Source organism: Qipengyuania sp. Mu-71, from assembly GCF_036867055.1.
Classification (GTDB): domain Bacteria; phylum Pseudomonadota; class Alphaproteobacteria; order Sphingomonadales; family Sphingomonadaceae; genus Qipengyuania; species Qipengyuania profunda.
On sequence record NZ_JBAJHR010000001.1, the window covers coordinates 603,828 to 625,064 of the forward strand.

Genomic DNA, 21,237 nt, shown 5'->3' on the forward strand with positions numbered 1-21,237 from the left:
GCCAGCGACGTGATCGAAGCAAGGATATTGGAACGGCTGGCGGCGCTGCTGGCGCTGGTGGCACTGGCCTTCGCCGCGCCGGTGGCGGCGCAGGATGCGACCAGCGACCGGATCGCGGTCGAACTGGTGGCCGAAGGCGCGCCGCAGCCGGGCGAGACCTGGATGCTGGCGCTGCATTTCACTCCCTCCTCGGCGGAATGGCACGGCTATTGGTCGAACCCCGGCGATGCGGGGCTTGGCATGCAGCTCGACTGGAACCTGCCCGAAGGATGGCGGGCGGGAGAGCCGCTATACCCGCTGCCGCAGCGGCTGGTGATCGGCGGCTTGATGAACCACGTCTATGAAGGCGACTACGCGGTGCTGGTCCCGATCACCGTGCCCAAAGGCGCGGCAGGCGCGCAGACGGCGCCGATCGGCGTGACCGCCAGCTATCTCGCCTGCACCGATGCGATATGCGTCCCGCAGCGCGCGGCGCTGTCGCTCGATCCGGCGCGCGCAGGGGGCGATCCGCGCTTCGATCGCTGGCGCGCCGAAGTGGTCCCCCCGCTGGACAGCGGCGCGCAGTTCGAATTCACCGCTACGCACCTGCGCATCGGCGTGCCGGTCCCGGCCGCGACCGCGCTGCGCGAACCGCATTTCTACCTCGGCACCGCCCAATTGGGCGAGGGGGACCGGCCGCGTTACGCGGGCCAGCAGCGCTTCATGCGCGAGGGCGACCTGCTGGTCGTCGAAATGCCGATCGAGCCATTCGCCGTGCCGCCGGGTGTCGAACTCGCCGGTGAACCGCGTCCGCAGGCCATCGGCGGCATTCTCGATTTCGGCGAGGGACGCGGGGTGCGGTTTACCGCCGTTCCGGGCGACGTGCCGCTCGAAGGCGCCGAACCGCTTGGCGGGAGCGGCGAACCGGTGCTGTGGCGGCTCCTTCTCGCCGCGCTGGCGGGCGGGGTGCTGCTCAATATCATGCCCTGCGTCTTCCCCATCCTCAGCCTCAAGGCGCTCGCGCTGGCCAAGGCCGGGGGTGCCGAACGCGCGGCGCGCCGCGACGCGCTGGCCTATACGGCGGGCGTGGTGGTGGCCTGCGCGGCGCTCGGCGCGGCGATCCTGCTGCTGCGCGCGGCGGGTGAGCAGGTCGGCTGGGCGTTCCAACTGCAGGAGCCCGCGGTCGTCGTCAGCCTGTTCCTGCTCGCGCTCGCGATCACTGCCAATTTCCTCGGCCTGTTCGAAATCCCCGGCATGGCGGTTTCGGGCGGCTCGCCCTCGCAGACCGGGTCCTTCTCGACCGGTCTGCTCGCGGCATTCGTGGCCACGCCGTGCACGGGGCCGTTCATGGCGGTCGCGCTGGGCGCGGCGCTGGTGATCCAGCCGGTCCACGGCCTGCTCGTATTCACTGCATTGGGACTGGGACTGGCGCTGCCCTTCCTGCTGATCGGGTTCGTTCCGGCCATCCGCCGCCTGCTGCCCAAGCCGGGCGCATGGATGGAGCGGTTCCGCAAATGGATGGCGCTGCCGATGGGGCTGACCGCGCTGGCGCTGGCATGGCTGGTCTGGCGGATCGGCGGGAGCGAATATCTCGCGCTGGTGCTCGTCCTCGGCGCGCTGGCGCTGGGCGGGCTCGCGCTGGTGGGGCTGTTCCAGCGCAAGGCCCGGTCGGGCGCGCTGATCCTGGGCGCAAGCCTGGTGGCGGTGCTCGCGCTGGGCACTGCGCTGCTCCCGCGCCCGCTGGCGCACGCTTCGCCGGGCGCAAGCCTGCTCGACCCGGTCGCCTATAGCGAAGCCGCCCTGGCCGACGCGCGCGGTTCGGGAAACCCGGTGTTCGTCTGGTTCACTGCCGACTGGTGCGTCACCTGCAAGGTCAATGAGAGCGTGGCGATCGAACGCAGCGCGACCCGCGACGCGTTCGAGGCGGCCGGCGTCGTCGCGCTGCGCGGCGACTGGACGCAGCCCGATGCCGAAATCTCGCGCATGCTGACGCAGCAGGGCGCAGCGGGGGTGCCGCTCTATCTGTGGTACGAACCCGGCGGCGAGGCCGAGCAATTGCCGCAGGTGCTTACGCCGGATCTGCTGGTGGAGAAGGCGCGGGCGTCGGCGCGCCCTCGCTAAGCGGCGCGTCATCGCCAAGCGGCTCGCCCAGCGTGCGGCACCGCTCGACCAGTTCGCCGGGCAGCGCGCTGGGGTTGAGGATCACGCTGCCGGCCCCTGGCACGGTCGCTTCGACCTCGCGGTTGCCGGTAAGCACGTCGAGCCGCTGGTCGGCGGCTGCGATCGCACCTTCCCAGCGCCATACATCGCCGATCTGCACCGCATCGATCTTGAGCCGCGCGACATGGCCATTGCCGATCAGCGCCAGCACTGCCTGCGCGTCCGCATCGGCGCGGGCAAAGCGGGTATAGCCGAGCATGGGTTCGCTGCCGTCGCTGAGGCATTCGACTGCGAACAGCGGGCGCTCGCCCGGCTTGCCATAAAGCAATCGCGCGCCTTCGGCCGCGGGGGCCCAGATCGCGCCTTCGGTATCGGGGGAATCGATCGGTTCTGCCGGCCCTTCGACCGGCGTATCGATCCGCGTACGTTCGACGTAATCGTCCGAAGCCGGGGGCTTGCAGGCCGCAAGAATGGCCAGCAACACGAGAGGGGAGACGCGACGCATGCGCGCGCTATGACACAGGCGTGACAGCATTCAAGCGGCCATCCCGCGCTATCCTCAGCGCGCGCGGATGAAGGCGCGAATGTCGCGTGACAGCTTGGCCCGGTCCTCGTCGCGGATATACATCATGTGGCCCGCATCGTAATATTGGAACTCCACGCGGTCCTGCGGAATGCCCATCCGCTTAAGCGAATATTCGGCGCCGAAGAAGGGCGTGGCGAAATCGTAATAGCCCTGCGCATTGAACACGCGCAGCTGCGAGTTTTGCCGCATCGCCTGCCCGATATAGGGCGCGACATTGAGATAGGCGCCGCGGCCCTGGCCGGTGGACCATTCCCAGTTGCGCCCCGGTTCGCGTCCGATCGACTGGTATTCGCGGTTCGTTTCGAAGCCCAGCGTGTCGCGCGCCCAGCTGTTGATCGCCGCGGTATAGCCCGCATCGATGCCGTAGAAGCTGGGATCGTTGTCGGGCGTCTCGCCGGCATTGTCGAAATCGCGCCCGGTATAGCGCGCGTCGAGCCGCCCGATGGTCAGCCCGCGATCGCGCAGCAATTCCTTGTAGAAGCGCTGCGAGGTGACGCGCAGGTCGGCCTGGTCGAGATAGCGTTCGGACAGGCCGGTCAGCCGCGCCAGTTCCGCGCGCACCGCGGCGCGTTCGGCATCGGGCAGGTCCTGCCCCTTGAGCAGCGCGCTGGCGAAGGGCCCGATGGCGAACTGCCGCGCCTCCTCGACGATCGCCTCGACCGAGGGCGCCTGTACCTTGCCGTGATAATAGGCCGCCGCCGCCATGTTGGGCAGCGTGACGACATAGGCCATTTCATTGCCCGGCGTGGGTTCGCGCCCGGCGAAATCGAGAATGGTCGAGATCAGGATGAGCCCGTTGAGGCCGACATCGTTATAGGTCCCGCCTTCGAGCTCGCGCGCGACCATCGCGGTGCGGGTGGTGCCGTAGCTTTCGCCGCCGAGATATTTGGGGCTGTTCCAGCGGCCATTGTCGTTCAGCCACAGGCGGATGACCTTGGCCACCGCCTCGGCATCCTGTTCGAGCCCGTAATATTTCTTCGGGTTGGTGTCCCTGGTCAGATAGCTGAAGCCGGTGCCCGGCGGGTCGATGAACACGAGATCGGCGACATCGAGCAGGCTGTCGGGATTGTCGAGCAGCGGATAGGGCGGGGCGCCGTCATCGCGCGCGTCGGAGGGGATGGCCACGCGCTTGGGCCCGAACGCGCCCATCTGCAACCACACCGATCCCGATCCGGGGCCGCCGTTGAACAGGAAGAACACGGGGCGCGAGCTATCGCGCGGGTCCTTCACATAGCTGGTGGTGACGATCACCGCTTCGGGTTTGCCGTCATCGGATTCAAGCACGGTCTCGGCCATGGTCGCGCGGTAGGACACGCGCTGCCCGCCAAAGGTGCCGGTCATGCTCCGCGTGCGCACCTGCGGTTCGATCCCGCCCGCCTTGTCGGTCGCGGCTGGCTTGTCCGCCTGAGCGATCGCGGCATGCGGTGCCATCAGCATGGTACTGGCGGCACAGATGCTGGCGAGAATACGGCTCGATTTCATGCGGTTTGGTCCCCCTTTGCAGCCATTCTATGACCCCACCGGGCGACCGGCGTCAAATACGCCCGTCGATCACGGTTTGCCGCCCATCCGCTTGTAGCGTGTCTTGCCATAGCGCGTCTTGCGTGTTCCCGGGCGGCCGGCATCGCTGCGGCCGACGCGCGGGGCTTTCTTCTCCGCGTCGCCGAGGCCGAGTTCGTCGTTCTCCAGCTGGCGGATTTCATCGCGCAGGCGGCCGGCTTCCTCGAATTCGAGATCGGCAGCGGCGGTGCGCATGCGCTTCTCGAGGTCCTCGATATAGGCGCGCAGATTGTGACCGACGAGATTGTTGCGCTCGTCATCGCCCGTATCGACCGTGACCCCGTCCTGCGACGCGGTATGCGCGACGATATCGGCGATCTGGCGGCGGATCGTCTGCGGCGTGATGCCGTGTTCCTCGTTATAGGCCTTCTGCTTTTCGCGGCGGCGGTCGGTTTCCGCCATCGCGCGTTCCATGCTACCGGTGATGCGGTCGGCATAAAGGATCACGTGCCCGTCGACATTACGCGCCGCGCGGCCGATGGTCTGGATCAGGCTGGTCTCGCTGCGCAGGAAGCCTTCCTTGTCGGCATCGAGGATGCAGACCAGCCCGCATTCGGGAATGTCGAGCCCTTCGCGCAGCAGGTTGATCCCCACCAGCACGTCATAGACGCCCAGCCGCAGGTCGCGGATCAGCTCGATGCGCTCGAGCGTCTCGACGTCGGAGTGCATGTAGCGGACCTTGACGCCCGCCTCGTGCATGAATTCGGTCAGATCCTCCGCCATCCGCTTGGTCAGCGTGGTGACCAGCGTGCGATAGCCCTTGGCGGCGGTCTTCTTGCATTCGTCGATGCAGTCCTGGACCTGGTCCTCGACTGGGCGGATGCCGACCGGCGGATCGATCAGCCCGGTGGGGCGGATGACCTGTTCGGCGAAGACGCCGCCGGTCTGTTCCATCTCCCACGTGCCTGGCGTGGCCGAGACCGCGAAGGTCTGCGGGCGCATCGCGTCCCATTCGTTGAACCGCAGCGGGCGGTTGTCGATACAGGAGGGCAGGCGAAAACCATGTTCGGCCAGCGTGATCTTGCGGCGGTGATCGCCCTTAGACATCGCTCCGATCTGCGGCACCGTTTGGTGGCTTTCATCGACGAACAGCAGCGCGTTTTCGGGCAAATATTCGAACAATGTCGGCGGCGGTTCACCGGGCAGGCGCCCGGTGAGGAAGCGGCTGTAGTTCTCGATCCCCGCGCAGCTGCCGGTGGCGGCGATCATCTCGAGGTCGAAATTGGTCCGCTGCTCGAGCCGCTGCGCTTCGAGCAGGCGGCCTTCCTCATGCAGTTCCTTGAGCCGCTCGGCGAGCTCGAACTTGATCGCCTCGGCGGCCTGTTTCATCGTCGGCCCCGGCGTCACATAGTGCGAATTGGCGTAGACGCGCACCTTGTCGAGGCTGGCGCCCTTCTTGCCGGTAAGCGGATCGAATTCGCTGATTTCCTCGATATCGTCGCCGAAGAAGCTGATCCGCCACGCCATGTCTTCATAGTGGCTGGGGAAAATCTCCAGGCTGTCGCCGCGGACGCGGAAATTGCCGCGCGCGAAGGCCGCTTCATTGCGCTTGTACTGCAGCGCGACGAGCTTGCGGATCAGCTCGCGCTGGTCGACCGCTTCGCCTTTCTTGATGTCGAAGATCATCGCCGAATAGGTTTCGACCGAGCCGATACCGTAGAGGCACGACACCGAGGCGACGATGATCACATCGTCGCGTTCGAGCAGCGCGCGGGTGGCCGAGTGGCGCATCCGGTCGATCGCCTCGTTTACGCTGCTTTCCTTCTCGATATAGGTGTCGCTGCGCGGGACGTAGGCTTCGGGCTGGTAATAGTCGTAATAGCTGACGAAATATTCGACTGCGTTCTCGGGGAAGAAGCTCTTGAACTCGCCATAGAGCTGCGCGGCGAGGATCTTGTTGGGCGCGAGGATCAGCGCAGGCCGCTGCAATTCCTCGATTACCTTGGCCATGGTGAAGGTCTTGCCCGACCCGGTCACGCCTAGCAGCACCTGCGTCTGGTCGCCGTCCTTCGCCGCGCTGCTCAATTCGGCGATCGCAGTCGGCTGGTCGCCCGAGGGGGTATATTCGCTGACCAGCTTGAACGCCTTGCCGCCCATCGATTTTTCGGGGCGCGCAGGCTTGTGGGGGACGAACTCGCCGGTGGTGTCCGGCTCGTCCAATCCTCTTCGAATGATCAGTTCGCTCATGCGCGCACATATGGGGAACGGCACTGGCGCGTGCAACGGTGCTTGCCTGACACGGCTCTGCTGCTAGCTTTGCAGCCATCTATTCGGAGAGAGTTTCCATGCGCCAAACCGCCCTGATCATCGCCGCCAGCCTTACCCTTGCCGCCTGCGGGGACACGTCCGCCGATGCCGATGGCGATGGCGAGATCTCGATGGCCGAAGCCGCGGCGAAATCCGCCGACATGGTCAGGCCGCAGCCCGGCCAGTACCGCGCCACGGTCGAATTCGTCGATATCGACATCCCCGACGCGCCGCAGCAGGTGCAGGACATGATGCGCGGCATGTTCGATCAGGGACCGCAGGTTCACGAATACTGCCTGACGCAGGAAGAAGCCGACAAGGGTTTCGAGGAAATGGCGCGGCAGGCGCAGGACAATGACGAATGCACATTCGAGAAATTCGATGCCGCCGGCGGCCAGATCGATGCGATCATGAACTGCAATGCCGAAGGGCAGGGTATGGCCCGGATGACCATGAAGGGCACCGGTAGCGAGACGTCCTCCGACATGACCATGACCGTCGATGCCGAAGGTCCCGACGGCCGGACCATGACGATGACGATGACCAGCGCGCAGGAACGGATCGGCGACTGCGACGGTTAAACGACCGGGCATCAATTCGGGAGCCAATCGGCCCATCGCGCATTATTACAGAGCGATGGCAACGTTACCCTTCAAAGACACGCGTCTTATCGACCGCGAGGAACTGGCCCGCCGCTGGGCGCTCGCGGCCGAGCCTTGCCCCGAGGATATCAGCGGCCCGCGCTGGCAATTGCTGCTGCGCGAGCTTCTTTGGCCGCTCGAACCGCTGCGGCGGCTGGTGGGGCGCCCGCTGGAGATCGCGCCCGCAGCCAATCCCAAGACCGTGATGCTGCTGCCCGGTTTCGGTGCGCATCCGATCCGCATGCGCTGGATGGCGCGCAAGCTCGAACGCGCCGGTCACACGACCAAGAAATGGGGCCTCGGCTACAATCTGGGCGCGACCGAGAAAAGCTTCGCCAAGGTCGAGCGGCGGCTGGTCGACATCTACCGCCGTTCGGGCGAGCCGATCCACCTGGTCGGGTGGAGCCTGGGCGGGGTGATGGCGCGCGAACTGGCCAAGGCGCATCCGGACAAGGTCGCCAAGGTCGTCACCATGGGCTCGCCCTTCTCGGGCAGCCCGCGCGCGAACAATGGCTGGCGGGCCTATCAGGCGATTGCCGGTCACCGGGTCGACGAACCCGAAATCGACGCCGTGGTGCATGAAAAGCCCCCGGTAGAAACGGTCGCCATGTGGAGCCCGCGCGACGGCGTCGTCCGTCCCCGCGCCGCCTGCGGCAAGCCCGGCGAGCGGGACCGCGCGCGCGCACTGCGTTGTTCGCACATGGGTTTCGTGCTGACCCACGAGGCGGTCGAAGCGGTGCTTTCGGAACTGGACCGCGGGTAAACGCGTAGTCTGTTGTAGGAGCAAGGCGCGCGAGGTGCCGGGCGCCCCTGGGGGATTATGACCGGCGACACCGCTTACTTCGACGAAATGTACCAGCCCGATGGCGGGGTACGTCCGGCCTACTCAGGATACTGCGACTGGTTCGACGGGCAGGACAATGGCCTCATGCGGCGCAAGCACGCCGAAGCCGAAACCAATTTCCGCAAGACCGGCATCACTTTCAACGTCTATGGCGATGGCGAGGCCGAGGAACGGCTGATCCCGTTCGACATGGTGCCGCGGGTGATTACCGCCGCCGAATGGCGCAAGCTGTCGCGCGGGATCGAGCAGCGCGTGTCCGCGCTAAACGCGTTCATGCACGATCTCTACCACCGGCAGGAGATCATTCGCGCGGGCCGTATCCCCGAACGCCTGTTCCGCAACAACAAGGCCTGGCTGCCGAACATGGTTGGCTTCACGCCGCCGGGCGGGATCTACACGCATATCGTCGGGATCGACCTGGTGCGCACCGGGGCGGACGAATTCTACGTGCTCGAAGACAATGCGCGCACCCCCTCGGGGGTGAGCTACATGCTCGAAAACCGCGAAACCATGATGGCGATGTTCCCCGAACTGTTCATGCGCGTCCCGGTCGAACAGGTTTCCGATTACCCGCGCCGGCTGGCCAAGAGCCTCGCCGCGTGCGCGCCCGAAGGCACGCGCGGCAAGCCGACGGTCGCCGTGCTGACCCCGGGGATCTACAACTCCGCCTATTTCGAACACGCTTTCCTCGCCGACCAGATGGGTGCCGAGCTGGTCGAGGGCAGCGACCTGCGCGTGATCGACGGCCGCGTGGCGATGCGCACCACGCGCGGCTATCACCCGGTCGATGTGATCTATCGCCGCGTCGACGACGAATTCCTCGATCCGCTGACCTTCAACGAGGACAGCGTGCTGGGTGTGCCGGGGCTGATGGACGTCTATCGCGCGGGCCGCCTGACGATCGCCAATGCCCCGGGAACGGGCGTGGCCGACGACAAGGCGATCTATTCCTTCATGCCCGAAATTGTCGAATTCTATACCGGTGAGAAACCGCTGCTGCCCAATGTCGAGACGCATCGCTGCGCCGACGAGGAATCGTGCAAATACGTGCTCGACAACCTCGCCGAGCTGGTGGTCAAGGAAGTCCACGGATCGGGCGGATACGGCATGCTGATCGGGCCCGCCGCCTCGAAAAAGGAGCTCGAGGCCTTCCGCAAGAAGCTCGTCGCGCGGCCCGAGAATTATATTGCCCAGCCGACGCTGGCGCTGTCCACCTGCCCGATCTTCACCAAGAAGGGGCTCGCCCCGCGCCATGTCGACCTGCGCCCGTTCGTGCTGGTTTCCCCCGACAAGATCGACATCACCCCCGGCGGGCTGACGCGCGTCGCGCTCAAGAAGGATTCGCTGGTGGTCAATTCGAGCCAGGGGGGCGGCACCAAGGATACCTGGGTGCTCAAGGACTGATGCTCGGCCGGACCGCCAATGGCCTGTTCTGGATGTTCCGCTATCTCGAGCGGGCGGAGAACACCGCGCGCTTGCTCGATGCGGGGCTGCGCATGGCGCTGACCCGTGATCTGGTCACGGCGGAAGAAGAATGGCGCTCGGTCATTGCCACCGCCGGGCAACGTGCGGGCTACGAAGCCAAGCATGCAAGCTATACCGGCGTACAGGCGTGGAATTACATGCTGCGCGACAAGGACAATGCCTCCTCGATCCTCGCCATGTTCGGCCAGGTGCGCCAGAATGCGCGGCTCGCGCGGAACGCCATCAGCGGCGAATTGTGGGAAGCGATCAACGAGAACTGGCTGGAGACGCAGGAACAGCTGTCCCGTCCGGTAGGCGAGAACCGCGTGCTCGACACGGTGGCCACGATCCGGCGCGCCGGGACGCTCGCACATGGCGCGATGGAAGGCTCGATGCTGCGCGACGAAGGCTATCACTTCGCGCAAGCGGGCACCTTCATCGAACGCGGCGACAGCATCGCGCGGATTCTCGACATCAAATACTATCTGCTGCTGCCCTCGCTCTCCTACGTCGGGTCGAGCCTCGATACCGGGCAATGGGACCAGGTGCTGCGCTCGGTTTCGGGCGATCGCGCCTATCGCTGGCTCAATGCGGGCCAGATCGATGCGCGCGGGATCTGCGAATTCCTCATCCTCGACGATTGCTTCCCCCGCAGCCTGGCCTTCTGCCATTCCGAATTGCGCGCCAATCTCGCCGCGCTGGCGCGGCTGCATGGCCGGGAAGGCGCCAGCAACACGCTGATGCGCGACGCCGATACGCGAATTGCCGATCTCACTATCGAGGACGTGTTCGAACAGGGACTGCACGAGTTCCTCGTCGATTTCATGGCTTCAAACGCCGCGATCGGGGTTGCGATCGCCAAAGACTATCGGTTCCTTGCCTGATGCGCCTCTCGATCCGCCATACCACCCGTTACCGCTTCGATACGCCGGTGATCCACGGCCTCCAGCGCCTGCGGCTGACGCCCAAGGAAACGCAGGGACAGGAAATCCTCGAATGGCACATGGATTACGAGCACGCGCATCCCGAGCTCACCTATGAGGACCAGCATCACAACACGGTGACGCTGGTCGCGGTCGAAACCGGCGCGCGCGATGTCACGGTGACCTGCCGCGGGACGGTCGATACGCATGACCACGCGGGCGTCATCGGGCGCCACGCCGGGCATCTGCCGCTTTGGAGCTTCCTCGGCCAGACCGGGCAGACGCAGCCCGGCCCGGGCATGCGCAAGCTGGCCGCGGAAATGGGCCGGGAGGACGAAAGCCGGCTCGACATGCTCCACCGCCTGTCCGCAGGCATTCTCGAGCGGGTCGAATACAAGACCGGGACCACGCATTCCCGCACCATCGCCGAAGAAGCCTTCGCCGCCGCCAATGGCGTGTGCCAGGACCATGCGCATATCTTTATCGGTATCGCCCGGTCGCTGGGCATCCCGGCGCGCTACGTCAGTGGCTATCTGATGATGAACGACCGGATCGACCAGGAAGCGGGCCACGCCTGGGCCGAAGCCTATGTCGCGGAACTGGGCTGGGTCGGCTTCGATATCTCCAACGGGATCAGCCCCGATGCGCGTTATGTGCGCGTCGCCACGGGGCGCGATTACCGCGATGCCGCGCCGGTCACCGGGATCAGTTTCGGGACCACCTCGACCGTACTCGAGGTCGATGTCGCGGTCGAACAACAGCAAGTGCAGCAATAGAACTGCCGAGAGGACGAATACGATGACCTATTGTGTGGGAATGGTGCTCGACACCGGACTCGTCTTGATGAGCGATACGCGCACCAATTCGGGCGTCGACAACATTTCCGTGTTTCGCAAGATGTTCACCTGGAATGTGCCGGGAGAGCGGATCATCACGGTGATGACCGCGGGCAATCTCGCCAGTACGCAGGCGGTGATCAGCCAGCTCGAAGAACGGATGAAAGAACCCGACGAGCGCGACAACATCATCCTGCAATCGCCGACCATGTTCCAGGTCGTGACCGAAATCGGCAAGCTGCTGCGCACGATCATCGCCGACCGGCAGGAGGCCAACGGGGTGAAGGGGCGGGGCCGGTTCACTGCCTCGATCATCGTCGCAGGCCAGATCGCGGGCATGGAGCCGCGCCTGTTCATGGTCTATCCCGAAGGCAATTTCATCGAGGCCAGCCACGACACGCCGTTCTTCCAGATCGGCGAGACCAAATACGGTCGCCCGATCATCATCCGCGGCTACGACCGCACCATGAGCCTCGAAGATGCGGTCAAATTGCTGATGGTCAGCTTCGATTCGACGCTCAAGGCGAATCTCTCGGTCGGGCTGCCGCTCGACCTGCAGGTCATCGAACGCGATGTATTCGAACCCAAGCACGAACACCGAGTCAATCATGACGATCCGTACTTCCAGGCAATCTCGTCGAGCTGGGGCGATGCGCTGAAAAATGCGTTCCACTCGCTGCCCGATTATAGTTTTTACAGAAGCGAAGACTAGGTTCTGTCGCGAATATACAAATTGCTATTGAGAACTGTTCGTAGTTAGGTCGGCAGCTGAATAAGGCCGGTTATATTAACTAATATTTTGTGGCGGGGGCTTTGTCATAGAGGTAAGGTACTCCAAATGAACGAGCGCCAAATTCTCCATATTGTAGGAGGCTCAAGTCGTGGCCGGGCAGAACAAGCCCATCTGGGTTTTGGACTTGGCCATCACTGTGAAACCTATTCCAACGCCGCCGAATTCTTGCAGCGACCACCCGAGCAGGGAGTGATCCTGGCGCGTGACGATCCCGCCGATGGCGGGGTCGCGTCGGTCCTGAACGAGCTGGCTCAAAAGGGCGTTTGGCTACCGGTTATCGCCACCGCGCGTGAACCCCGACCAGCCTGCATCGTCGATGCGGTGAAAGCGGGGGCGCTGGATTATGTCGCGCTGCCGCTGAAACCCGAACGGCTGGCCGAAGCGCTTGGCCGGATCGGCAAGGATGTCGATGCGCATGTCCAGGCGCGCCGCAAGATGGTCGAAGCGCGCAACAAGATCGCCACGCTTTCCCCGCGCGAACGCGAAGTGCTCGACTGGCTGGCCGAGGGCTGCAGCAACAAGATGATCGGGCGCGAATTGGGGATCAGCCCGCGCACGGTGGAAATCCACCGCGCAAACCTGATGTCGAAACTGGGTACCGATCATTCCGCGCAGGCGGTCCGCCTGCGACTGGAAGCAAAGCTCGACGAGGATACGCCCTTTGCGATGTAACAGGCGCGCGGCGGCTCAACCCTAGCGGCAGTAGTTCCCGCTGCCATATTCCAGGTGAAAATGGTCTTCATGGGCCCGGTTGTAGTCGGGTCCCAGTACCGTGCCGAACCGCTTGCAGGCGCTGCGGTGAATGACGCGCAGGAATTCACGCTCGTCCTGTGAGGCGTTCCACCCCGACTGAACCGAAATCCGGCGACCGTCGGCAAGGACGAAGGCGGCGACATCGATCGCCTCGGCGCGCGCATGCGCGCTCCGGCGGGCGCTGCCGGCGACATTGCGGCAGGCAAAGCTGCCCATGGTCTCGATCCGCTGGAGCGGGCTGCCGAGGATCTGCTGCGCGGCGCGATCGACCCCGTAGCGCGCCCAGCCGGCAAAGCTGTTGGCCAGCGGGCAGGCCACTGCACCAAGGTTGGTCACGGTGAATTCGGTGTGATCCCCGCCGACGCGTTCGAGCCGGACGCTGTTGGTGGTCGAACAACCGGCGCCGTAGAATTTGTCGGGCAGCGGGGCAAAGCGCGAGCCGGTCTGACCCAGTTCGGCATTGCACTGGCGCATTTCGGGTCGCGCGGTGCTGACGGGGACGGACCCCGCCTGCCGCGCGACCCTTTCTGCGGGCTTTGAGCCAGGTACCACGCCGCATCCTGCCAGGCTGAGGAGAAGCAGCAGAGAGAAGGCGGGATGCGGTCGCATACCCGCGCTTATCTCCCCAACATCCTTAATTCTTCGCTAACGATATGTAGGGGAGCGCAATTTTCCAGGAGAAAGCGCGGCCTATTCGGGTGCGGCGAGCTGTTCCCACAACTCGATCTTGACCCCGTCGGGATCGAGGATCCAGGCGAACTTCCCATACCCCTCATCGACATGGCCGAGCACCTCGACCCCCTTGGCCTTCAGCTGCTCGACCATCGCGTCGCAATCGTCGACCCGCAGATTGACCATGAAGCCGCCGGTGCCGGGCTTGATGTAGCCATCGTCCTTGAAATGGCTGATGAGCGAATAGGGTTTGTCGCCGGTCTCTTCGGACCACTCCAACTGCGGCCCGTATTCGCCGCCGATACCCAGCACGTCGCGGTACCAGGCGCGCGTGGCGGCGGGGTCCTTCACCACGTAAAAGACCCCGCCCAGTCCGGTTACCTTTGCCATGTCGTTCTCCTTTTCAGGCGACCCTCAATATCCCGATGCCTGCCCATCCTTGCGCATTTCGGTGGCGCCCGTCAGCACACCCGTCTCGGGGTCGCGCGCAATGGCCTGGTAGCCGCCGAACATGATGCCGTTATCGACCACTTCGACCTTGTGGCCCATGGTGCGCAGCGCGGCGATGCTCTCTGCCGGGATGCCGGGTTCGACGAACAATGTCCCCAGCGGATCGGCAGCGGGGCCTTCCAGCGCCTCGGTCGGCTGCGGCCCGCCGTCGTGGTTGAAGCGCGCGGCATCGCCTGCTTCCTGCAGGTTCATGCCGTAATCGACGATATTGACCAGCACCTGCACATGGCCCTGCGGTTGCATGCCGCCGCCCATCAGGCCCAGCGTCATATAGGGCTGGCCATCCTTCTTCACGAAGGCGGGAATGATCGTGTGGAAGGGCCGCTTGCTGGGTTCGTAGGCATTGGGATGCGCCGGATCGAGGCTGAACAGCTCGCCCCTGTCCTGGAACATGAAGCCGGTGCCCGGGGCAACCAGCCCGCCGCCCATGCCGCGATAATTCGACTGGATCAGGCTGACCATCATGCCGTCGCCATCAACCACGGTGAGGTAGGTAGTGTCGCCTTCACCCTCGAGCTTGGGCGCAATCTCGATTTCGCCGGGCTGGAATTCGGGCGTCGCCTTGGCCGGATCGATCAGCTTGAAGCGTTCGGCGCCATAGTCCTCGCCGAGCAATTCCTGCGGCAAGCGCGAAAAATCGGGATCGGCATAGAAGCGCGCGACATCGGCATAGGCGAGCCGCTTGGCTTCCACCATGTAGTGCAACGCTTCGGCGCTTCCGCGCTCCCATTGCGACAGGTCGATATTCTTGAGGATATTGACCATCTGCAGCGCGGCAAAGCCTTGGCTGTTGGGCGGCAGTTCGCACAGCTCGTACCCATCCTTGTACCCGGCACAGGCGGGCTCGACCCATTCGCTGCGGTGGGCGGCAAAATCCTCGCGCGTGAAGGCGCTGCCCTGCGCCTGCAGGTAATCGACGATCACATCGGTCAGATCGCCGTCGTAATAGGCATCGCGCCCGTCGCGGGCGATGGCTTCGAGCGTGTCGGCTAGGTCCGGATTGCGGAAGATTTCGCCGGCCTCGGGCGCGTCGCCATCTGCGAACCACACCTTGCGCGCATTGCTGAAATCGAACTGGTCCTCCCGCGCCGAATAGGCCTTGAGCGAGCGGGCGAGATACATGCCGATGACCGGCGCGATCGGGTGGCCTTCGCGCGCATAGCCGATGGTCGGTGCCAGGTTTGCCGCCATCGTCCGCTTGCCGAAGCGTTCGTGCATGGCGAACCACGCATCGACCGTGCCCGGCACGGTGATCGGCAGTGCGCCATAGGGCGGCAGCGCATCCGCCCCATCGAGCTTGTCGACCAGCTGGTCGAGCGTCTGCCCCTGCGGGCTGCGGCCCGACCCGTTGATGCCGTGCAGTTCGCCGGTCGCGGGATCGTAGATAATCGCGAACAGGTCGCCGCCGATGCCGTTGCCGGTGGGCTCCATCAGCCCGAGCGCGGCATTGGCAGCGATGGCCGCATCGACCGCACTGCCGCCGTCCTTGAGCACGTCGAGCGCGATCTGCGTGGCGAGCGGGTGTGCAGTGGCCGCCATGCCGTGCTGCGCAATTACCGGGCTGCGTGCCCAGTTCGCGCCTACGGGCCGCCCGCCGGCGCCGATCTGCTGTTCGATTGCGGGCTGTTCGGCCGTCTCCTGCGCAGCGGCAGGCATGGCAGTCAGGGCGAGGGCGGCTACGCCCGCCAGTAGTGTTCGCATATTCGTCTCCTCAATCGGGAGACGGTGTGACGATTGCGCGTCAGGCTGGCAAGGGGCGCTCTGCGGTTCCGGCGGTCGCCTTGCTGACCAGCCAGATGGCGAGCCAGGCAGCGATGAAGCCGGGGACGATTTCGTAGAGGCCCTGGTCCATGCCCGGGAGCGCTGCATTCCAGCCCAGCGCAATCCATGCGACGACAACCGCGGCGCCAGTGACCAGGCCCGCCACCGCGCCCGCGCCGGTCATCCGGTCCCAGGTCAGCGCGAGGATAATCAGCGGACCGAAGGCCGCCCCGAAGCCTGCCCAGGCGTTGGATACGAGGCCGAGCACCTCGCTATCGGGATTGCTCGCGATCACGATCGCGGCAATCGCCACCAGCGCGACGCAGATCCGTCCGACATTGACACTCTCGCGCTCGGAGGCATGGCGGCGGAAGAACAGCTTGTAGAAATCTTCGGTCAGCGAGCTCGAGGCGACCAGCAGCTGCGAACTGATCGTCGACATGATCGCGGCGAGCAGCGCTGCCAGCAGGAAGCCGGTGATCAGCGGGTGGAACAATAAATTGGCGAGCACGATGAAGATCGTCTCGGGATCGTCCACGACGATGCCGTTGCGTTCGGTAAAGGCGCGGCCGGCGATGCCGATGCCGATCGAACCGAGCAGCGCGACGCCCATCCAGGTCATGCCGATATTGCGCGCCGGACGCACCTTCTCGACCGTGTCGATCGCCATGAAGCGCACGATGATATGTGGTTGGCCGAAATAGCCGAGCCCCCAGGTCACCGCGCTGATGAAGCCGAGCAGGGTGAGGCCTTGCGTGAGGCTGAGGAAGCCTTCGACGGGCACGTCGGTCAGCGATCCGCCCGCGCTGCCGCCTTCGCCGAACATCACCACCAGCGGCATCACCGCCAGTGCGACGACCATGATCAGGCCCTGCACGAAATCGGTCAGGCTGACCGCGAGGAAGCCGCCGACCATGGTATAGGCGAGCACCACCAGCGCGGTGATCCAGATGCCGACCATGTAATCGCTCATGCCGATACCCCCGAACAGGCCGGCAAAGCTGGTTTCGAACAGCTTGCCGCCGCCCACGAGGCCGGCAGCGGTATAGACCGCGAAGAACACCACCACGATCAGCGCCGAGATCACGCGCAGCGCGACCGCCTTGTCGGGGAAGCGATTGGCGAGGAATTCGGGGATCGTCAGCGCATTGCCATAGCTTTCGGTCTGCGCGCGCAGCCGCGGCGCGACCACGAACCAGTTGGCCAGTGCGCCGATGAACAGCCCGATCCCGATCCACGCTTCGACCAGCCCGCTGGCATAGAGCGCGCCGGGCAGGCCGAGCAGCAGCCAGCCGCTCATGTCAGAGGCACCGGCGCTCAGCGCGGCGACCGCAGGTGGCAGGTTGCGCCCGGCGAGCAGATAGCCCTCGCTCGTATCGGTCGAGCGCTTCCACGCCCATAGGCCGATCGCGATCATCAGAACAAAATATAAGGCGAGCGAAATATAGGTGCCGGTCTGCATGGGCGAGGCATCTAACAGATGGAAATCGCGCTGGCCACCGCGGCCCCGAACCGCCGCTTACGCGGCATTCGAAGGGTTTCGCGAAGTTGCCGCTGTGACAAAAATGCGACACGTGCGTTTCATCGCACCGGGGCGCCGGAACGCCTTGCCTCCGCGAACGTCTTACTCGGCAACAGGGTCCACGTAACTAACAGGATTTTCAATGAAAAAATCGACATTTCTGGCCACCGCGATTTTTGCGGGCGCCTTCGCTCAGCCTGCTTTCGCACAGGATGCTGAACCCCGCTTCTTCGACGGCTTCTATGTCGGCGGCAGCTTCGGTCTCGACGCAATCGACGACGAAAATGGTGAAGGCATCACCTTCGACACCGATGGCGACGGTGAATATGGCGACGGGGTCATCACGACGACCGGCGCCAATGCTTTCAGCCCCGGTTATTGCAACGGCGCCGCCAATGGCGCGGAAGCCAGTGACGGCTGCAGCGACGACAAGTCGCGCTACGGCTACGGCATCCGCATCGGCTTCGACCAACGCATCGGCAATGGTCCGGTAGTTGCCGGCCTGTTGGTCGAGGGCGCGCTGTCGGAATCGGAAGATTATTCGACCGGTTTCAGCACCACCCCGGCGAGCTACACCTTCGTACGCGGACTGGACAAATCGGTCGCTGTGCGTGGCCGCCTCGGCGTCTCGCCCGGCAGCGGCCGTGGCCTGCTCTACGTCACGGGCGGCGTCGCCTATGCCGATATCGATCACGATTTCGTCACCACCAACACTGCCAATTCCTTCACCATGACGAATGATGACGATTGGCAGCTGGGTGGCCAGATCGGCGCCGGCGGCGAGCTCTACCTCACCGACAACATCTCGTTCGGCCTCGAATATCTCTATTCGCGCTATGACGACGACGATGCCTATGTGCTGGTGGGTGCCGGTACCGCGCCTGCAACCAATCCGTTCCTGCTCGATTCGGGTGAAACCGCTCTTCGTCCCTCGGATCCGAACCTGAACATCCATTCGATCCGCACGACGCTGAACTTCCGTTTCTGATCGTCGGATAGCTTCAAACGGAAAGGGCGGTCACATCGTGGCCGCCCTTTTTGTATCGGGACTGAGGTTTGCTTTGCGTGGCGCGCCCTGCATTGCCGGTTCAATGCTGCCGATCAGACCCCGCGCCGGTCCAGTTCGCGCATCAGCCGGTCGAACCGTTCCTGCACCACATCGAGGCCGTGCAGCCCGCCATTGATTGCGCGGCGATCGTCCTCGAGCCCGGGTGTCGCGGCGAACTTGTCGAGATCGCGCGACTTCCAGTACCAGCCTGCGCCCATGCAGCCGCCCTCACGCGTGCGCAGGTAGTCGGGGATCTTCTCGATCGCCATGCCGATGGATTTGCCGAACTCGGTGCAATTGTGGCGCCCGGTGATCTGCTTGGGCCCATAGCCGCGGAACCGCCAGCCATCGCCGGGTTCGGTATTTCCGAGATTGCGGCGCCCCCATTCGCCGCCATAGAGCAAATTGGCCAGTTCCTCCTGCCGCGCGAGCGACAGCCCGCGTTCGCCGCGTTTGCGCCCGAGCCGCCGTGCGTCGGCTTCGCTTATCCGGTGGCGGCCGAAGGTCCTCAGCAAGCCGTCGACGCTGTAATTGAGGCTTTCGGTCATGCGGGTCAGGCCGCGGCTCTCGACCGCGATATTGGCGAGGAAGCTGCAGATCTCGCGCCGCGTGTCGATGCCGTAGCGCAGGCACACGGTCTTGATCGGCTCGACCCATTTGGCGAGCTCTTGCGGCGTGTTCTCGGAGAAGGCGAGCTTGAGGAGGCCGATATCGATCTGGTCGATGACCGCCGTGTCGCTCGCCTTGTTGCCGTCCTTGGGGGGCGGTGTCTGCGGCGGCTTGTCGGGGGCGTCTCGATGGAGATCGAGCATTTCCCAGCTGCGCGGACCCACGATGCCGTCGGGCACCAACCCGTTGGTGCGCTGCCACGCGCGGATTGCCGCTTCGGTCCGGGGGCCGAAAATACCATCCGCCTGCAGGCCGAGCAGCGCCTGGACCGTCTTGACCGCGTCCGAGCGCATTCCCCGGCGCAAGGTCGGCCGGTCTTGGTCGTCACTTGCCGCGATCGGCGGCGGGGGTGATTTGCCCGCGAGGATTTCGGCAACCTGCGAGCGGAACTGCGACATGTCGAACAGCGGATCGGGCTTGCGTCCCGGGGCCCATTCCTTGTGCCCCAGGCACATGTTCGCCTTGGCACCGATGTGATCGAGGATCGCAGCGACGCCGCGGCGATAGGCATCCATCTGAATTTCAGGCCAGTCGTCATGCGGCCGTCCGCCGTTCTCGCCCTCGATACCGATCAGGTGTGTATTGCCGGTATTGCGCAGGCCTTCCCAGGCACCCGGTCCGGCATGGTTGGCCCGGCCAGCGGCGACGACATAATACGTCCCGTCGCGCCCGAGGCCGAGGTGGCACAGCGGACCCTTGAGGTCGGGCCGCCCGTGTATCAGCATGTCGAGCGTGGGCATGTTACCGCCGGCGCGGGTGGCGGTATGATGGCACAGCACCCCGCGCACGGGGCCCATGTCGCCGCGTCCGCGGGTACGCCAGTCGGGTGTTTCGGCGACTTTGAGGCCCGCGCGCTCGAGCACCTCGGGCAGCCATGTCAGAGAATAGCTCATCCCTTGGTCCCCTCGGGTCCATCGTCCGGCTGGGCGACGCCGCCCGATGCAGCGGGCAGGTGCTCGTCGCGGGTGAGGTCATCCTCGTTGATGTCGAGATCCTCGACGCAGCCGTCCTCGGTTTCGTCGTCGGGGGGGACATCGTCTTCGACGACTTTACCGGCCGGTGCCGATCCGACCGCGACCGCGGCGGGCGCAGCGCCAGCCGCGTCGAGATTGGGTTCAGGTTTGCGAAGCACGGGGCTTTCGCCTTCCTGCACGGCCGCCCGCGCCAGCAGGTCGGGGACCAGCCGTTCGGCAAAGCCGCCAACAAAGCCGACGATGCCGATGTAAAGCTCGTTCAGTTCGCCTGACCCGGCGTCGCCAATCCGCAGATTGACGAAGTCCGACACCACCAGCGCGACCAGCACGGTCCCTGCGATGATGCCGATCGCGACGCGCAGGCCGGCATCCATCCAGTTGTTGACCTTGTTGAGGTCCGGCAGAACGGTGCGGCCGCGGATGGCGAGGGCGATCGAGAAGAAGCTTCCCAAAGCGCCCGCCATTGCGCCGCGCCACAGATTGGTGGCGTCGGCAAAACACCGCGGGTCGAGTGTGGCGTCACACCGCCCGACGCGGGAGCCAGTGGCCTCGTCGGTGGCCAGACTGCGCGCCGCTGCCGCAGCATTATCGACATCCGGCATGGCCAGGACCGCAAACAGGATGCTGAACAGGATGAACGCAAACGCGATGGTGATGGCGACCAGCAGATATTCGAAGCGCGACCATCCGACGCGTTCCTCGATAACGTCGTCCTTTATCTCCTGCAGCACCGCCCCGGCGCCCGTCAGATCGCCCTCCAGCGCGACGATGAGCGCATCGCCGATCCGGCGATCGTAGCGCGCTGCCCGCTGGCGGATGCGCGCGCCGTTCCTGCGCGGGATGATGCCCAGCGTGTGGTATCGATCGGGCTTCTCGCGCCAGTCGTCGATCAGCGCGTTGGTTTCGCCGCGCAGGGGTGCGAGCTGCGCCAGCACCTTGCGTTGTTCATCCGAGACATCGGGCGCGTCGGCGAAGTGGACCATCGCGCGTTCCCTGGTCTGGTAGACCGCATATTCGGGGGGCTTGCGCGAATAGAAATGCAGGACGGGATGGCCTGCCGAATCGAGATCGCCGGCCTTGAGATCGGCGACGTTCACCGTGCGGGCCGCATTGATAACGGGCAGATAGCCATGGCTTCGATCCCCCAATCGATGACGATGGCAAGCACTGCAGGCTTTCGGGCCTTGCTTGCCGTAGGTGAGCGATCCGGTGGTTCTTGTGTCTGGCTTGTGTTGGCCCAAGGCTACGCCGAGCGAACGGGCATTGATTGTATATTTTGGCGCACGGGCCGGTCG

At 64.9% G+C, this 21,237-nt stretch carries 18 protein-coding genes; 9 read left to right on the plus strand and 9 right to left on the minus strand.

The window, feature by feature from the left end; all coding sequences use genetic code 11:
* The first annotated feature begins 9 nt into the window (after positions 1-9).
* Positions 10-2,100, plus strand: coding sequence for a protein-disulfide reductase DsbD family protein (locus tag V6B15_RS03020; protein ID WP_334199971.1), 2,091 nt, complete (start codon positions 10-12; stop codon positions 2,098-2,100).
* Here the strand turns inward: V6B15_RS03020 and V6B15_RS03025 are convergent.
* The 3 genes from V6B15_RS03025 to uvrB form a co-directional block, all read right to left on the minus strand.
* Positions 2,048-2,644, minus strand: a complete 597-nt coding sequence (locus V6B15_RS03025) for a hypothetical protein (RefSeq protein WP_334199972.1) — start codon at positions 2,642-2,644, stop codon at positions 2,048-2,050. The genes V6B15_RS03020 and V6B15_RS03025 overlap by 53 nt on opposite strands.
* A gap of 54 nt (positions 2,645-2,698) precedes the next feature.
* On the minus strand, positions 2,699-4,207 hold the full coding sequence (locus tag V6B15_RS03030; protein ID WP_334199973.1) for a S10 family peptidase: 1,509 nt from the start codon (positions 4,205-4,207) through the stop codon (positions 2,699-2,701).
* Positions 4,208-4,276: 69 nt separating this feature from the next.
* The gene (uvrB, locus tag V6B15_RS03035) at positions 4,277-6,472 is read right to left on the minus strand and encodes an excinuclease ABC subunit UvrB (RefSeq protein WP_334199974.1); all 2,196 of its coding nucleotides are present in this window, start codon (positions 6,470-6,472) and stop codon (positions 4,277-4,279) included.
* Between the two features lie 98 nt (positions 6,473-6,570).
* On the opposite strand from uvrB, the gene V6B15_RS03040 reads away from it, so the two are divergent.
* The 7 genes from V6B15_RS03040 to V6B15_RS03070 all read left to right on the plus strand — a co-directional run bounded on the left by V6B15_RS03040 (position 6,571) and on the right by V6B15_RS03070 (position 12,705).
* Entirely contained in the window at positions 6,571-7,113 is a 543-nt protein-coding gene (locus V6B15_RS03040; protein ID WP_334199975.1) for a DUF3617 domain-containing protein, read from the plus strand.
* A gap of 55 nt (positions 7,114-7,168) precedes the next feature.
* Positions 7,169-7,936, plus strand: a complete 768-nt coding sequence (locus V6B15_RS03045; protein WP_253523202.1) for an esterase/lipase family protein — start codon at positions 7,169-7,171, stop codon at positions 7,934-7,936.
* 57 nt (positions 7,937-7,993) lie between these two features.
* On the plus strand, positions 7,994-9,421 hold the full coding sequence (locus V6B15_RS03050; protein WP_253523205.1) for a circularly permuted type 2 ATP-grasp protein: 1,428 nt from the start codon (positions 7,994-7,996) through the stop codon (positions 9,419-9,421).
* Entirely contained in the window at positions 9,421-10,365 is a 945-nt protein-coding gene (locus tag V6B15_RS03055; protein ID WP_253523207.1) for an alpha-E domain-containing protein, read from the plus strand. Before V6B15_RS03050 ends, V6B15_RS03055 begins: the two co-directional genes overlap by 1 nt.
* On the plus strand, positions 10,365-11,180 hold the full coding sequence (locus V6B15_RS03060) for a transglutaminase family protein (protein WP_253523209.1): 816 nt from the start codon (positions 10,365-10,367) through the stop codon (positions 11,178-11,180). The genes V6B15_RS03055 and V6B15_RS03060 overlap by 1 nt, the downstream gene beginning before the upstream one ends.
* A 22-nt stretch (positions 11,181-11,202) precedes the next feature.
* A complete protein-coding gene (locus tag V6B15_RS03065; RefSeq protein ID WP_253523211.1) occupies positions 11,203-11,952 on the plus strand; it encodes a proteasome-type protease in 750 nt (249 codons plus the stop codon).
* 270 nt (positions 11,953-12,222) lie between these two features.
* On the plus strand, positions 12,223-12,705 hold the full coding sequence (locus V6B15_RS03070) for a response regulator transcription factor (protein WP_334199976.1): 483 nt from the start codon (positions 12,223-12,225) through the stop codon (positions 12,703-12,705).
* A 21-nt stretch (positions 12,706-12,726) separates the two neighbouring features.
* On the opposite strand, the gene V6B15_RS03075 is transcribed toward V6B15_RS03070, so the two are convergent.
* The 4 genes from V6B15_RS03075 to putP form a co-directional block, all read right to left on the minus strand.
* The gene (locus V6B15_RS03075) at positions 12,727-13,338 is read right to left on the minus strand and encodes an extensin family protein (protein WP_442968999.1); all 612 of its coding nucleotides are present in this window, start codon (positions 13,336-13,338) and stop codon (positions 12,727-12,729) included.
* 138 nt (positions 13,339-13,476) lie between these two features.
* A complete protein-coding gene (locus V6B15_RS03080) occupies positions 13,477-13,848 on the minus strand; it encodes a VOC family protein (RefSeq protein ID WP_334199978.1) in 372 nt (123 codons plus the stop codon).
* 24 nt (positions 13,849-13,872) lie between these two features.
* The gene (ggt, locus tag V6B15_RS03085; RefSeq protein WP_334199979.1) at positions 13,873-15,669 is read right to left on the minus strand and encodes a gamma-glutamyltransferase; all 1,797 of its coding nucleotides are present in this window, start codon (positions 15,667-15,669) and stop codon (positions 13,873-13,875) included.
* A gap of 40 nt (positions 15,670-15,709) precedes the next feature.
* Complete coding sequence (gene putP, locus V6B15_RS03090; RefSeq protein ID WP_334199980.1) at positions 15,710-17,191, minus strand: sodium/proline symporter PutP; 1,482 nt, start codon at positions 17,189-17,191, stop codon at positions 15,710-15,712.
* Between the two features lie 202 nt (positions 17,192-17,393).
* Between putP and V6B15_RS03095 the strand changes: the two genes are divergently transcribed.
* The gene (locus V6B15_RS03095; RefSeq protein ID WP_253523224.1) at positions 17,394-18,239 is read left to right on the plus strand and encodes an outer membrane protein; all 846 of its coding nucleotides are present in this window, start codon (positions 17,394-17,396) and stop codon (positions 18,237-18,239) included.
* A gap of 113 nt (positions 18,240-18,352) precedes the next feature.
* Here V6B15_RS03095 and V6B15_RS03100 read toward each other — a convergent pair whose 3' ends face one another.
* A complete protein-coding gene (locus tag V6B15_RS03100; RefSeq protein WP_334199981.1) occupies positions 18,353-19,861 on the minus strand; it encodes an N-acetylmuramoyl-L-alanine amidase in 1,509 nt (502 codons plus the stop codon).
* Positions 19,858-21,090, minus strand: coding sequence for a hypothetical protein (locus V6B15_RS03105; protein ID WP_334199982.1), 1,233 nt, complete (start codon positions 21,088-21,090; stop codon positions 19,858-19,860). Before V6B15_RS03105 ends, V6B15_RS03100 begins: the two co-directional genes overlap by 4 nt.
* Positions 21,091-21,237: the final 147 nt, after the last annotated feature.

What these genes read in the sequence shown, in the direction of transcription:
- V6B15_RS03025 (WP_334199972.1), bottom strand. Translation starts at nt 2,644, where the DNA reads ATGCGTCGCGTCTCCCCTCTCGTGTTGCTGGCCATTCTTGCGGCCTGC.
- V6B15_RS03030 (WP_334199973.1), bottom strand. Translation starts at nt 4,207, where the DNA reads ATGAAATCGAGCCGTATTCTCGCCAGCATCTGTGCCGCCAGTACCATG.
- uvrB (WP_334199974.1), bottom strand. Translation starts at nt 6,472, where the DNA reads ATGAGCGAACTGATCATTCGAAGAGGATTGGACGAGCCGGACACCACC.
- V6B15_RS03040 (WP_334199975.1), top strand. Translation starts at nt 6,571, where the DNA reads ATGCGCCAAACCGCCCTGATCATCGCCGCCAGCCTTACCCTTGCCGCC.
- V6B15_RS03045 (WP_253523202.1), top strand. Translation starts at nt 7,169, where the DNA reads ATGGCAACGTTACCCTTCAAAGACACGCGTCTTATCGACCGCGAGGAA.
- V6B15_RS03050 (WP_253523205.1), top strand. Translation starts at nt 7,994, where the DNA reads ATGACCGGCGACACCGCTTACTTCGACGAAATGTACCAGCCCGATGGC.
- V6B15_RS03055 (WP_253523207.1), top strand. Translation starts at nt 9,421, where the DNA reads ATGCTCGGCCGGACCGCCAATGGCCTGTTCTGGATGTTCCGCTATCTC.
- V6B15_RS03060 (WP_253523209.1), top strand. Translation starts at nt 10,365, where the DNA reads ATGCGCCTCTCGATCCGCCATACCACCCGTTACCGCTTCGATACGCCG.
- V6B15_RS03065 (WP_253523211.1), top strand. Translation starts at nt 11,203, where the DNA reads ATGACCTATTGTGTGGGAATGGTGCTCGACACCGGACTCGTCTTGATG.
- V6B15_RS03080 (WP_334199978.1), bottom strand. Translation starts at nt 13,848, where the DNA reads ATGGCAAAGGTAACCGGACTGGGCGGGGTCTTTTACGTGGTGAAGGAC.
- ggt (WP_334199979.1), bottom strand. Translation starts at nt 15,669, where the DNA reads ATGCGAACACTACTGGCGGGCGTAGCCGCCCTCGCCCTGACTGCCATG.
- putP (WP_334199980.1), bottom strand. Translation starts at nt 17,191, where the DNA reads ATGCAGACCGGCACCTATATTTCGCTCGCCTTATATTTTGTTCTGATG.
- V6B15_RS03095 (WP_253523224.1), top strand. Translation starts at nt 17,394, where the DNA reads ATGAAAAAATCGACATTTCTGGCCACCGCGATTTTTGCGGGCGCCTTC.
- V6B15_RS03100 (WP_334199981.1), bottom strand. Translation starts at nt 19,861, where the DNA reads ATGAGCTATTCTCTGACATGGCTGCCCGAGGTGCTCGAGCGCGCGGGC.